The organism is Streptomyces sp. WG5 (genome assembly GCF_049974565.1).
In the GTDB taxonomy this organism is placed as follows: Bacteria; Actinomycetota; Actinomycetes; order Streptomycetales; family Streptomycetaceae; genus Streptomyces.
Map to the genome: position 1 here is coordinate 119,259 of NZ_JBNGGC010000024.1, position 13,333 is coordinate 132,591.

The 13,333-nt window shown below is 70.8% G+C and carries 11 protein-coding genes and 1 pseudogene; 2 read left to right on the forward strand and 10 right to left on the reverse strand.

Translation table 11 applies throughout. The features are described from left to right. Positions 1–76 precede the first annotated feature (76 nt). Positions 77–634 carry a YceI family protein gene (locus ACP4IX_RS24545; protein ID WP_426556621.1) on the reverse strand — a complete coding sequence of 186 codons (558 nt, stop codon included), beginning with the start codon at positions 632–634 and terminating at the stop codon, positions 77–79. A 90-nt stretch (positions 635–724) separates the two neighbouring features. Next, positions 725–2,218: a hopanoid C-3 methylase HpnR gene (hpnR, locus tag ACP4IX_RS24550; RefSeq protein WP_426522090.1), complete on the reverse strand. Its 1,494-nt coding sequence runs from the start codon at positions 2,216–2,218 to the stop codon at positions 725–727. A 541-nt stretch (positions 2,219–2,759) separates the two neighbouring features. Here hpnR and ACP4IX_RS24555 point away from each other — a divergent pair. Both ACP4IX_RS24555 and ACP4IX_RS24560 read left to right on the forward strand, forming a co-directional pair. Further along, the gene (locus ACP4IX_RS24555; protein ID WP_426522089.1) at positions 2,760–4,343 is read left to right on the forward strand and encodes an acyl-CoA carboxylase subunit beta; all 1,584 of its coding nucleotides are present in this window, start codon (positions 2,760–2,762) and stop codon (positions 4,341–4,343) included. 17 nt (positions 4,344–4,360) lie between these two features. Continuing rightward, a complete protein-coding gene (locus tag ACP4IX_RS24560; protein WP_426556622.1) occupies positions 4,361–4,558 on the forward strand; it encodes an acyl-CoA carboxylase subunit epsilon in 198 nt (65 codons plus the stop codon). 212 nt (positions 4,559–4,770) lie between these two features. Here ACP4IX_RS24560 and ACP4IX_RS24565 read toward each other — a convergent pair whose 3' ends face one another. From ACP4IX_RS24565 to ACP4IX_RS24600, 8 genes and pseudogenes are all read right to left on the reverse strand, one after another. Continuing rightward, entirely contained in the window at positions 4,771–5,352 is a 582-nt protein-coding gene (locus ACP4IX_RS24565; protein WP_009314218.1) for a GTP-binding protein, read from the reverse strand. Further along, complete coding sequence (locus tag ACP4IX_RS24570) at positions 5,333–5,905, reverse strand: DUF742 domain-containing protein (RefSeq protein WP_426522088.1); 573 nt, start codon at positions 5,903–5,905, stop codon at positions 5,333–5,335. The genes ACP4IX_RS24565 and ACP4IX_RS24570 overlap by 20 nt, the downstream gene beginning before the upstream one ends. A 94-nt stretch (positions 5,906–5,999) precedes the next feature. Beyond that, positions 6,000–6,413 carry a roadblock/LC7 domain-containing protein gene (locus ACP4IX_RS24575; RefSeq protein WP_055421938.1) on the reverse strand — a complete coding sequence of 138 codons (414 nt, stop codon included), beginning with the start codon at positions 6,411–6,413 and terminating at the stop codon, positions 6,000–6,002. 10 nt (positions 6,414–6,423) lie between these two features. Next, positions 6,424–9,693 (reverse strand): nitrate- and nitrite sensing domain-containing protein, encoded by a 3,270-nt coding sequence (locus tag ACP4IX_RS24580; protein WP_426522087.1) that lies wholly within the window; start codon positions 9,691–9,693, stop codon positions 6,424–6,426. A gap of 402 nt (positions 9,694–10,095) precedes the next feature. Continuing rightward, positions 10,096–10,671, reverse strand: a complete 576-nt coding sequence (locus ACP4IX_RS24585; RefSeq protein ID WP_426556623.1) for a GTP-binding protein — start codon at positions 10,669–10,671, stop codon at positions 10,096–10,098. Next, entirely contained in the window at positions 10,652–11,050 is a 399-nt protein-coding gene (locus tag ACP4IX_RS24590) for a DUF742 domain-containing protein (RefSeq protein ID WP_003973454.1), read from the reverse strand. Before ACP4IX_RS24590 ends, ACP4IX_RS24585 begins: the two co-directional genes overlap by 20 nt. Positions 11,051–11,161: 111 nt before the next feature. Further along, positions 11,162–11,575: a roadblock/LC7 domain-containing protein gene (locus tag ACP4IX_RS24595; RefSeq protein WP_003993189.1), complete on the reverse strand. Its 414-nt coding sequence runs from the start codon at positions 11,573–11,575 to the stop codon at positions 11,162–11,164. Between the two features lie 9 nt (positions 11,576–11,584). Then, positions 11,585–13,333, reverse strand: a pseudogene (locus ACP4IX_RS24600) (nitrate- and nitrite sensing domain-containing protein); the annotation flags it as partial.

The window sequence follows — 13,333 nt, forward strand, 5'->3', positions numbered from 1 at the left end:
GACCGGCCGGCCCGGCCGGAGCGTCCGGGTCCGGGCCGCCGTCACGTGGTCTTCGCCGCTCGCGGGGCGCGCGGCGTCAGGCCTGCTTGATCGCGGAGATGTCGAAGTTCAGCTTGATCTTGTCGGAGACGAGCACGCCACCGGTCTCCAGCGCCGCGTTCCAGGTGAGCCCCCACTCGGAGCGCTTGATCTCCGCCTTGCCCTCGAAGCCGACGCGCTCGTTGCCGAAGGGGTCCTTGGCGGCGCCGTTGAACTCCAGGTCGATGGTGAGCGGCCTGGTGGTGCCGAGGATCGTGAGGTCGCCGGTGATGCGGTAGTCGTCGCCGCCCAGGGCCTCCGCCTTGGTGGACCGGAAGGTCATCCGCGGGAACTCGTCCGTCTTGAAGAAGTCCGAGCTCTTGAGGTGGCCGTCACGGTCGGCGGACCCCGTGTCGATGCTGTCCATCGTGATGTCGAGGGACGCCGTGGAACGGGTCGGGTCGGTGCCGTCCAGGTGGAGTGCTCCGCTGAAGTCGAGGAACTTGCCCTTGACGTTGGTGACCATGGCGTGGCGCGCGGTGAAGCCGATCGTCGTGTGGGCGGGGTCGATCGTGTACTCGCCGGTCAGGGTGGCGAGGTCGGCGGTGGTGGTCATGGTGGCCTCCGGGAAAGGTCGTCGTGATGTTGAATGTTCAACCACTCCAACGGTCACGACTGTAGACCTATTCCGTTCCGCCTTCAACGGTCACGTACGGCGTGGCGGCGAAGCCTGCGGTGCCGGCCGCGTGTGGACGTACAGCTGCCGCCGGTCACCGACGTCGACCGGCCGCGGCAGCGGAAGTTCGTACCGCACCGGCATGCCGTGGTCCGCGAACTGGCGGCGCGGGTTGTAGACCCGGTTGAACTTCCACAGCATGCGGGCGAAGTTCGTCTGCCCGCGCAGCAGGTTCCGGCCGAGGATCCGGGCCGCGCCGAACGCCGTCCGAAGACCCAGGTGCTTGCGGTTGATCACGGCCTGGGTGCGCACCAGCTCCTCGTAGAAGCGCTCCAGCGGCAGCGTGGTCGGGACCACGGCGTGCTGGATGTCGAAGAGGCGGTAGTCGCGGGTGGTGAGGCGGCGGGACTCGGTGTGCCAGATCTCCGTCCCCGGGTACGGCGTCATCACCGTGAAGTGGACGATCTCCGGCACCGACAGCGCGAACTCCCGTACGACCCGGAAGCGCTCCTCGTCCCAGGACGGGTCCACGATGAGGTTGATCGCCACCTGGATGCCCATGCGCCGGGCCGCCTCCAGGGCCCGGACGTTCTCGTCCGGGCTGATCCGCTTGCGGAACAGGTCCAGGCCCTCGGCGTCGATGGCCTCCATGCCCAGGAACATGTAGCGCAGGCCGAGCCGCGCCCACCGCTCGAAGACCTCGGGGTGGCGCAGGAGCACGTCGCTGCGGGTCTCCAGGTAGTACTGCTTGCGGATGCCGCGCCGCTCCACCTCGGCGGCGATGGCGTTGCCGTGCTCGGGCCGGATGAAGGCCACGTCGTCCACGATGAACACGTTGGGCTCGCGGATCCTCGCCAGGTCCTCGGCCGACGCCTCGGGGGAGGCCTTGCGGTAGCTGCGGCCGTAGAACGTCCACGCGGAACAGAACGAGCAGTCCCAGGGGCAGCCGCGGGTGAACTCGATGGAGGCGCACGGGTCCAGCTCCCCGATGAAGTAGCGGCGCCGGTTGCGCATCAGGTCGCGGGCCGGGAGCGGGGAGTCGATGCCGTGCATCATCAGGGGCGCGGGCCCCCGCCCGGCGGCGGTGACGACCCCGGGCACGCCGTCCACCCCGCCGTCGCGCACCGCCTCCAGCAGCGGCGCCATCACCGGTTCACCCTCGCCCCGGACCACCGCGTCCACCGCGCCGGCCGCCTGCTCCAGCACGTCCTCGGCGACGAAGGAGACGCTGTGCCCGCCGAAGAAGACGAAGCAGCCCGGCACCTCGCGCTTCACCTTCGCCGCCAGGTCGATCGCCTCCGGGATGTTCGCCAGGTAGTTCAGCGAGACGCCGAGGGCCTCCGGCCGGAACGACCGCACCTCGTTCCGCAGGGTCGCCTGGTCCAGCACCTGGAGGTCCACGACCCGGACCTCGTGCCCCGCGTCACGGGCCGCGCCCGCCACCCGTTCGAGGCCGAGTGGCTCCAGGCGCAGGAAGATCTCGGAGTACAGCAGGGCGCTGGGATGGACGAGCAGCAGGCGCATGGTCACCTCGTCGCGGAACGGAACGCACCGGAACGGAGGTGAACCGGAACGGCGGTCAGGCCTCCCCTTCGTAACCCGGCGGACCGTCACCCGCAGCGGCCGTACCGCCGCCTGGCGGAACCCGCGTCGGGGAGCGGCCACGGGCATGACCTCCTGACGGGCCCTCTGTCCGGACCACGGCGCGGACCCGGCCGTACCGCTCCCCTCCGCGGGGGCGGACCACCGCGCACCGGAGAGCCCGTGGAGGTCCTCTGGGACCGACCGGTGCGGGCCGCGGTGCGGGCCGACGAGGAGGCCGAGATCCTCGCGACGGGCCGCCGGCCGCACCTCCGCTTCACTCCAGAGGTGGTATGCGCCACCCACGAATGTGAGGTGACTCTCAGCTGAAGGCTTTGTGTGACCCCTACAAGCCGGAAGCCCTCTGAGCAGTCGAAACGGCTGCATGGCATAGGGGTTCTGTTCAGTGCTACCAGGAAAACGCGTCGGAGACTGTACGGAGTCGACGGCTGGCAATCCTTGGTCGGCTTCGTACAGTCGCTACATGACCGTTTTGGATGAGGCGCCGGGTGAGCCGACGGACGCGCGCGGGCGAGTGGCCGAACTGCACGAGATCCGTGCCCAGGCACTGGCCGGACCGAGCGAGAAGGCGACGGCGGCGCAGCACGCCAAGGGCAAGCTGACGGCGCGGGAGCGGATCGAACTGCTCCTGGACCCGGGCTCCTTCCGCGAGGTCGAGCAACTGCGCCGGCACCGGGCGACCGGATTCGGCCTGGAGACCAAGAAGCCGTACACCGACGGCGTCATCACCGGCTGGGGCACGGTCGAGGGCCGCACGGTCTTCGTCTACGCGCACGACTTCCGGATCTTCGGCGGCGCGCTGGGCGAGGCCCACGCCACGAAGATCCACAAGATCATGGACATGGCCATCGCGGCCGGTGCCCCGCTGGTCTCCCTCAACGACGGCGCCGGCGCCCGCATCCAGGAGGGCGTCAGCGCCCTCGCCGGCTACGGCGGCATCTTCCAGCGCAACACCAAGGCGTCCGGGGTCATCCCGCAGATCAGCGTGATGCTCGGCCCGTGCGCGGGCGGCGCGGCCTACAGCCCCGCCCTCACCGACTTCGTGTTCATGGTCCGCGACACCTCGCAGATGTTCATCACCGGTCCGGACGTGGTCAAGGCGGTCACCGGCGAGGAGATCACGCAGAACGGCCTGGGCGGCGCCGACGTCCACGCCGAGACCAGCGGCGTCTGCCACTTCGCGTACGACGACGAGGAGACCTGCCTCGCCGAGGTGCGCTACCTCCTCTCCCTCCTCCCGCAGAACAACCGGGAGAACCCGCCCCGCACCGAGAGCTCCGACCCCGCAGACCGGCGCGGCGACACCCTCCTCGACCTGGTCCCGGCGGACGGCAACCGCCCGTACGACATGACCAAGGTCATCGAGGAGCTCGTCGACGACGGCGAGTACCTCGAGGTCCACGAGCGCTGGGCCCGCAACATCATCTGCGCCCTGGCCCGCCTCGACGGACAGGTCGTCGGCATCGTCGCCAACCAGCCGCAGTCCCTGGCCGGTGTCCTGGACATCGAGGCCAGCGAGAAGGCCGCGCGGTTCGTGCAGATGTGCGACGCCTTCAACATCCCGATCATCACCCTCCTGGACGTACCCGGCTTCCTGCCGGGCGTCGACCAGGAGCACGGCGGAATCATCCGCCACGGCGCCAAGTTGCTCTACGCCTACTGCAACGCGACCGTGCCGCGCATCTCGCTCATCCTGCGCAAGGCGTACGGAGGTGCTTACATCGTGATGGACAGCCAGTCCATCGGCGCCGACCTCACCTACGCCTGGCCGACGAACGAGATCGCCGTGATGGGCGCCGAGGGTGCCGCCAACGTCATCTTCCGCCGTCAGATCGCCGAGGCCGAGGACCCCGAGGCCATGCGGGCCCGCATGGTCAAGGAGTACAAGGCCGAGCTGATGCACCCCTACTACGCGGCCGAACGCGGCCTGGTCGACGACGTCATCGACCCCGCCGAGACCCGCGAGGTGCTCATCAAGTCCCTGGCGATGCTCCACACCAAGCACGCCGACCTGCCCTCCCGCAAGCACGGCAACCCGCCGCAGTGACCCGAGGAGCCCCTGCCATGTCCACTCCCGACATCCGCGTCGAGAAGGGCCACGCCGAGCCCGAGGAAGTCGCCGCCATCACGGCCCTCCTCCTGGCCCGCGCCGCCGTCCGCCCCGCCGAGATCGCCCCCACCCACGGCGGCGGCCGCGTCCGCGCCGGCTGGCGCCGCCTGGAGCGTGAGCCGGGATTCCGAGCGCCGCACAGCTGGCGCTGACCTGACACCTACGTAGAGGCCCCCGTCCAGACGGGGGCCTCTACGTATGAACCGGGGGCCGGGCAGCGCGCGGGAGCGCGGAGCCCCGCCGGTGTGCGGCTCCGCCGCGTGGGCGCGACCAGCACACACCACCCGCACCCGGCAACGAACAGCCCCCCGCGGCCCAGTGGCCGCAGGGGGCGTCGCGCATGCCCGCAGGCCGGCGCGGAGCCCTACCGCAGCCGTGCCATCAGCGCGTGCTCCACGAGCGTGATCAGCGCGCTCTTGGCGTCGGCGCGGTGCCGGGCGTCGGTCGTGATGATCGGGGTGTCCGGCCCGATCTGCAGGGCCTCGCGGACCTCGTCCGGGTTGTACGGCTGCTGGCCGTCGAAGCCGTTGAGGGCGATGACGAACGGCAGGCCCGAGTTCTCGAAGTAGTCGACGGCGGGGAAGCAGTCGGCGAGCCGCCTCGTGTCGACCAGCACGATCGCGCCGATGGCGCCGCGCACCAGGTCGTCCCACATGAACCAGAAGCGGTCCTGACCGGGCGTACCGAACAGGTACAGGATCAGGTCCTGGTCGAGCGTGATGCGGCCGAAGTCCATGGCGACCGTCGTGGTCGTCTTGTCCCCCGTGTGGGTGAGGTCGTCGATGCCCGCGGACGCGGATGTCATCACGGCCTCGGTGCGCAGCGGGTTGATCTCCGAGACGGCGCCGACGAACGTCGTCTTGCCCACGCCGAATCCGCCCGCCACCACGATCTTCGCGGAAGTGGTGGAGCGGGAAGGCCCTCCGCTAGAGCTTGCGAAGTCCACTGAGCACCCTTTCGAGCAGTGTCACGTCTGGCTGGCCGCCGGCGTTCTCGTCGCCGCCGGGCTGATGGATGGCGACCAGGCCCGCCTCCGCCAAGTCGGCGACGAGGATCCTGGCCACGCCGAGAGGGATCGTCAGGAGGGCCGAGATCTCGGCCACCGACTTGATCTCCCGGCAGAGGTTGCAGATCCGCTGATGCTCGGGCAGCTGGCCCTGCATCTGATGCGGCTGCGCGGTGGTGTGTACCAGTGCCTCGATGGCGAGCTGGTACCGAGGCCTGGTGCGTCCGCCCGTCATGGCGTACGGGCGCACCAGGGGGTTGTTCGACGCCCCTGCGGGCGCCGGCTCAGGGGTGCGGCGTTGCGGCTGCACGGGCTGGATGCGCGGAGCCTGCGGCTGGTCGTACGGCGAAGGGCCGGGGCCCTGCGGCGCGTACGGCTGCCGGTGGCCCGGCACGGAGGGGTAGCCGTATCCGTTCGCCGAGCCGTCGTTCTGACCCTGGCCAGGGCCGTACGACCAGTTGCCCGAAGACGGACCGCCTGGGGGTGTTGCCACTTTTTCCTCCTCCGACTGTGCCTGGCATCCGTCACTGGGAAGCCGCGTCCCGAAACTTTACGGCCACAGGACGCCAAAACGCACCGTCTGTCCTTTAGTTGAGAAGGCTCCCCTGGAGCTCGGCCCGCAGATCGGGCGTCAGGACCGTGCCCGCACGGTCCACCAGAAGGGCCATCTCGTACCCAATGAGACCGATGTCCGCCTCCGGGTGTGCGAGAACCGCGAGGGACGAGCCGTCGGAGATGGACATGATGAAGAGGAATCCCCGCTCCATCTCCACAACTGTCTGGTTCACGCTGCCGCCCTCGAAGATGCGCGAGGCACCGGCGGTCAGCGAGGTCAGACCGGAGGCGACGGCCGCGAGCTGGTCGGCACGGTCGCGCGGGAACCCTTCGGACATCGCCAGAAGAAGTCCGTCGGCGGAGACCACCACCGTGTGGGACACCCCCGGGGTGTTCTCCACGAAGTTGGTGATCAACCAGTTCAGGTTCTGCGCCGCCTGGCTCATCGGGCTCACACTAACGCTCCTGGTTGTAGGTGCTGTCAGGACCACGGTGTTCATTCCTTGTGTCCTGGCCGTTCGTTTCACTGCCTGCGCTGCGGCCTCGCTCGACGCCGCGACGCAGGTTGCTCAGCCTGCCCCGGACGTCCTCCGGGGCGCGGGAAACCTGGGGGCCTCCCTGTGGAGTGGTTTCGGCGGCGCCCTCGACCAGGTTGGCCTTGGGTACCCGTCGCGGCAGGCCCGAGGAGGTCACCCCACCCGCCTTGGGCTTGCGCAGCGCCGAGGCCTGCTGCCAGCGGTCGTCGTTCGCCGACCGCCAGTTGTCCTCGCCGCCCGCCCCCGGCGCGGTGGCCGGCGTCTCCTGGGCCACGTGCCCCGCGTCGCCGGCGCCGCTCGCGGCCGAACCGCGGCGGGGAAGACCGGCGTCGGTCATCTCGTGGGCGGCGGAGGGAGCCGGACCCGGACGGTCGAAGCCTACGCGGTCCGCGCCGTTCACGTCAGCGGCCTGCGCGGATTCCGGAGCCGGGGCACCCGCGGGGTACGGGTCCGGAGTGCCGTTGCGGTGACCGTCCTGCTGGGGCCAGTCGTCCTGGTAGCGCCGCTGCTCGAAGGCCGGGTAGGCCTCCTGGGCACCGGAGCCCGCCGGCTGGTGCTCGTCCTGGCCCGCCTCCGCGAAGGAGGGGTCCGGGTAGCCGCCGTCGGCCGGGTAGCCGCCGTTCTGCGGCAGACCGCCGTTCGGCGCGTAGTACTGCTCGCCGTACGACTGCTGCTGCGGGTCCTGGTACGACTGCCCCTGGTCCGGATACGCCGACTGCGGGTCGTACGCGCCGTTCTGCTGCTCCGGGTAGCCGCCCCGGCCCTGGTCGAACACCGGCTGCTGTCCGGTGAACGGGTCCTGGAAGCCGGACGCCTCGGTGTTCTGGCGCTCCGCGGAACCGGGCAGCTCGGGGTGCGCCTGGGCCTCCAGGGCCGCGCGGCGCTCCTCGCGCATCAGCGAGCGGCCGACCGGGTCGAGCTCGCGTATGTCGTCGGGGACCTCGGAGTACCGGCTGTCGTCGAAGCCCAGCTCGGCGGCGGTCCGCATGGGCTGACCGACCTGACCGAAGCTCTCGCCGCCCTGGACGTTCTGCTCCGGGATGATCTGCGACACGGTGAACTCGTCGCGCGTCTGCTGTTCGCCGCCGCCACCGTGGGTGATGGCGTCCGGGAGCATGACCAGGGAGGTGGTGCCCGCCTGCTCGCCGGAGGGGCGCAGCTGGACGCGGATGCCGTGCCGGTCGGACAGCCGGCCCACCACGAACAGGCCCATGCGCTGCGAGATCGCGGCGTCCACGGTCGGCGGGTTGGCCAGCTTGTGGTTGATGTCCGCGAAGTCCTCGGCGGTCAGGCCGATGCCCTTGTCGTGGATCTCGACCATCACGCGGCCGTCGGGGAGACGGGTGGCGGTGACGCGGACCTTGGTCTGCGGGGAGGAGAACGTGGTGGCGTTCTCCAGCAGCTCGGCGAGCAGGTGCACGAGGTCGGTCACGGCCCGGCCGTGGATCTCGGCCTCCGGCACGCCGGACAGCTCGATGCGCTCGTACTGCTCCACCTCGGAGGAGGCGGCGCGCAGCACGTCGACCAGCGGAACCGGCTGGTCCCAGCGGCGGCCGGGCTCCTCGCCGGCGAGGACCAGGAGGTTCTCGCCGTTGCGGCGCATACGGGTGGCCAGGTGGTCCAGCCGGAAGAGGTTCTCCAGCTGGTCGGGTTCGGCCTCGTTGTTCTCCAGGTCGGTGATCAGGCTCAGCTGGCCCTCGATCAGCGACTGGTTGCGGCGCGAGAGGTTGGTGAAGATCGCGTTGATGTTGCCCCGCAGCAGAGCCTGCTCGGAGGCGAGCCGGACGGCTTCGCGGTGCACCTGGTCGAAGGCGCGGGCGACTTCGCCGATCTCGTCGGTCGTGGTGATCGGAATCGGCTGGACCCGGGTGTCGACCCGGCCGGGGTCGGTGCGGGAGAGCTGGTCGACCAGCATCGGCAGGCGCTGCTCGGCGATACCGAAGGCGGCGTTGCGCAGCTGGCGCATGGAGCGGCTCATCTGGCGGGCCACCATGCCGGCCAGGACGAACGCGGCGAGCAGCGCGATGACGACCGCGGCACCCGTGATGTAGGCGTCCCGCTCGGCGTCGTCGGCGATGGTGGACGCCTCGGACACCGCCTTGTCCGCGAGGTCCGACTCGATCTTGCCGTACGCGTCGAACTTGAGGGTGTTGACCGCCCACCAGTTGTCCGGGGTGATGCCCTGCTCGGCCAGGTCGGCCCGCGCACTGGTGTCGGTGGAGTCCAGCCGGGCCAGCTCCGAGACCATGGTGGTCGGGTTGGCCGGCGGCGGCACGTAGTCCGGGTCCTTGGCCTTGGCCGCCTTGGCCATGGCCGCCCCGTCCGTCTTGAGCTTCGCCTGGGCGTCCTCGAGCTTCTGGGCGTCCGCCTCGGTACCGCCGCCGATGTACTCCTCGATGGCGATGCGCTCAAGGTAGGCGTACGAGGAGAGCGCGACGCGCTGGCTGGCGAGGTGGCTGGGGTCCGGACCCGGCTTGACCAGCATGTGCATGCCGATGGAGCGCTCCAGGGAGAGCGCCGCCTTGGTCAGGGAGATCGCGTAGACGGTACGGCCGTAGGAGGTGATGTTGCCGGTGCCCAGACCGAGTTCGTTGGCGAACTCCATCAGGGGGTGGGCGATGCCGGTGTAGCCCTCCTCGGTCTCCACGCCCTTGAGCTTGGAGGTGTAGGCGGCCACGCGCAGCGTCTGGAGCTTGGGCTCCTGCTCGCGGAACACCTTCAGCCGGCGCTCGAGTCCGTCCTTGCCGGGCATGCCCTGGGCGGCCTCGTCGAAGGCGTCGGCCGCCTCGTCGGTCGCCCGGCGGGCCTCGGCGACGGCGGTGTCCTCCTGGCCCTTGCCCTGCAGCAGCGGGGCGGCGGTGACGTCGCGCTCGTTGTAGAGGGCGCCCGCGTAACCGAGGGAGGCCTGCACCAGGCGTGCGGTGCTCTCGGCGTCCTCGGCGTCCTGCCAGGTGTCGATCGAGCCCTTCACCTGGAAGCCGCCCATGACGAGGCCGACCAGCACGGGTATGAGCAGGATCGCGTTCAGCCGGGTGGTCACCCGCCAGTTGCGCGGGGAGATGCGGCCTCCGCTCGAGGCGGGCACGGCCTTGGGTTCCGCAGCGGGCTCGGGGGCGGGCGCCGCTGCGCGCGGCGGCGGGGTGAAGTTGCCCCGGGCCGATGGCTCGGGACTGTTCTTGCTTCGCCTCACTCGACCAACAACCTCTCGGCGGTCGGCACATACGTCGTGCCGCTGTGTCTCAGAGCCCAGTTCGCCATCGAGTACGCGCTACTGCTGAGTACGTCTTTGACCATTGGGCAGTTCTGGCATTCCAGCACGGCGACCAGCGCTCTTCCAAACAGTGGAACGCGGGGGTTACACGTGATGTAAGCCGCGCGTAAAACGGTCATAAAGAGCGAGGCCCGTCAAAAGACGAGGTGCTCGTGCGCACAGTGAGACCAGTTGACCGCGTCGCGTGTCGATACCACCCGATTCCTCTGCCGAAACGTTATGAACGGCGGAGCCGACCGTGTCAAAGGACACAGTCGGCTCCGTTCCGCCTACGACAAGTGCCGTAGAACCCTGCCGACTTGGCTGCGACCGCCTGTGGCCCTACCGCAGCCGTGCCATCAGTGCGTGCTCCACCAGCGTGATCAGCGCACTCTTGGCGTCGGCGCGGTGCCGGGCGTCGGTCGTGATGATCGGGGTGTCCGGCCCGATCTGCAGGGCCTCGCGGACCTCGTCCGGGTTGTACGGCTGCTGGCCGTCGAAGCCGTTGAGGGCGATGACGAACGGCAGGCCCGAGTTCTCGAAGTAGTCGACGGCGGGGAAGCAGTCGGCGAGCCGCCTCGTGTCGACCAGCACGATCGCGCCGATGGCGCCGCGCACCAGGTCGTCCCACATGAACCAGAAGCGGTCCTGACCGGGCGTACCGAACAGGTACAGGATCAGGTCCTGGTCGAGCGTGATGCGGCCGAAGTCCATGGCGACCGTGGTGGTCGTCTTGCCCCCGGCGTGTGTGAGGTCGTCGATCCCGGCGCTGGCAGAGGTCATCACGGCCTCCGTGCGCAGGGGGTTGATCTCGGAGACGGCGCCCACGAACGTGGTCTTGCCGACGCCGAAGCCGCCGGCCACCACGATCTTCGCGGAGGTGGTCGCCCGGCCTCCGTCAGAGCTTTCGAAGTCCACTGAGCACCCTTTCGAGCAGTGTCACGTCCGGTGCACCGCCGTTGTTCTCGTCGCCGCCCGGCTGGTGAATGGCGACCAGCCCGGCCTCCGCGAGGTCCGCGACGAGGATCCGGGCCACGCCGAGAGGCATCGCCAGCAGGGCCGACACCTCGGCCACCGACTTCACCTCGCGGCACAGGTGGCAGATGCGCTGGTGCTCGGGAAGCAGCCCCATGAGCGCTGCCGGGTCGGCCGTCGTACTGATCAGCGCCTCGATGGCGAGCTGATAGCGCGGCCTGGTCCGGCCGCCGGTCATCGCGTACGGACGTACCAGCGGCTGGTCGCCCTCGTCCTCGTACGGCTCCGCGTACGGATCATGAGAGGCGGTGGGCGGGGTCATGAATCCTCCGGGCGGGACAGCAGGTTGGTCAGTCGTGCCGTCTGACGAGGCCGGTGGGGGGATTGTGGCGGCCGGACGGTGATTTGGTAACACGGGTGGTGCCGGGGCCGTTCAGTGGAGCAGACTTCCTTGCAGTTCAGCGCGCAGGTCGGGCGTGAGTACCGCCCCCGCGCGGTCGACCAGGAGCGCCATCTCGTAGCCGACGAGGCCGATGTCGCACTCCGGGTGGGCGAGGACGGCCAGGGACGAGCCGTCCGAGACGGACATCAGGAAGAGGAATCCGCGTTCCATCTCCACGACCGTCTGTGCCACGCTGCCGCCCTCGAATATCCGGGACGCGCCGGCGGTCAGCGAGGTCAGCCCCGAGGCGACGGCCGCGAGCTGGTCGGCGCGGTCGCGCGGGAAGCCCTCCGACATCGCCAGAAGGAGTCCGTCGGCGGACACGACGACGGTGTGGGACACCCCTGGGGTGTTGTCCACGAAATTCGTGATCAACCAGTTGAGGTTCTGTGCCGCCTGGCTCATCGGGCTCAACTAACGCTCCTGCTGGTGAGTGGGCCGCGGATAGCTGCCGGTCTGGTTGGTACCGGCCTGACGGCCCTGTGCGATTCCCCGACGGAGATTGGTCAGCCGGCCGCGCACCTCGTCGGGCGCACGCGACACCTGCGGACCGCTCTGCTGCGACTGCTGCTGAGCCGTTCCCGGGACGAGGTTGGCCCGGGGCACCCGGCGCGGGAGGCCGGAGGTGGTGATCCCGCCCGCGGCCGGTTGCCGGACGCGTTCTGCCTGCCGGACGAGGTCATCGTTCGGCGAGCTGCGCCAGGCGGAGGTGGCGGGCCGCTGGGGGACCGCCGGGGTCTGGGGCTGGGCGGCCTGCGGCTCCGGGGCCGGCGCGTCCTGCTGCGCCCTCGCCTCGCGGTCGCCGTGGAACCAGTTGGTCTCCAGCGTGTCGAACAGGGGCGTACGGCCGTCACCGGGACCGGCGGCCGGCGGCAGCGCCCATCCGTCACCGTGCTGCTGCGCGGCGGCTCCGCCGGAGTTGCCGTTGGCGTTGGCGTTGGTGCCCGCAGGCTCGTGGTGAGCGGGGTGCTGGGAGGGGGCCGATGAGCGCGGGGCGCCGAAGTCGTTGCCGCCCTGCACGCCGTTGGCCTGAGGGCGCTCGAACTGGCCGGTGACGGCCGGGTCCTGGCGGTCCGGCAGGCGGTGCTGCCCGGTCGAGCCGTTGTCGTAGCCCTGGGCGCCGGTGAACGGGCCGGCCGCGGCCGGGTCGTTCGGTGCCGCCTGACCGGGCTGGCCGCCGAAGACGTCCGAGCGGACGAAGGACCCGCCGTTCTGCTGCGGGGCGGACGGCTCGGGACGCGCGAACTGGTCGTTCTGCGGGGCGCTCGCGCCGCCCTGGCCGTACTGGTCCTGGCCCGGCTGGCTCTGGCCGTACTGGTCCTGGCTCGGCTGGCTCTGGCTGTACTGGTCCTGGCCGTACTGGTTCTGGTTCTGACCGGACTGGTCCTGGCCGTACTGGTTCTGACCGGACTGGCTCTGGCCGTACTGGTCCTGGCCGTACTGGTCCTGGCCGTACTGGTCCTGCCCGTACTGGTCCTGCCCGTACTGGTCCCGGCCGGGCTGGGCGAACTGGCCCGTGTTCTGCGGGTCGCCCTGGCGAGGGGCCGGGGCGTCGAAGTCCGGACGGGCGAACTCGGCCGTGGCAGCGGGGCCCTGGGACTCACCGGACCGGGGGACGACCGGCATCTCGGTGGTCGAACCCGGGCCCTGCCGGTCGTCGGGGCGCGGCGTGCGGTCCGTACGGGAGCTGTCCGGCTCCTCGTGGCCGCGCGGGGCGTCCAGCGCGGCACGCGCCACGGGGGGCTGCGCGTTCTCGTCGCTCCAGCTGGGCGTGCGGGGCTGCGGGTTGCCGCCGGGCAGCTCGGCCCGCGGACCGCCGCGAGGCGGCAGCTGCGGACGACGGCCCTGCTCGGCGTCGCCGTTCGCGTTGCCGCGGCGCTTGCCGCGCTGCGGGGGCGCGGAGGGGCCGCGTCCGCCACCGAAGAGCGAGGTGTCCTGGCCCTGCGGCGCGTTCATGCCCGCGGCCTGCAGGCCCTGCGGGGCACCGGGCGCCTGACCGGCGGCGGCACCCGCGCCGGCCGGAGCCGGTCGGTTCTGCTGGTTCGGTCCCGCCGGGGACTGGGGCCCGCGCGCGCCGCCCGGCGCACCCGGGCGACCGCCCGCGTCGCGCCCGGGCAGCGCGGCCCGGGGTCCCTGACCGGCACCGAGCCGTCCGCCGCCGGG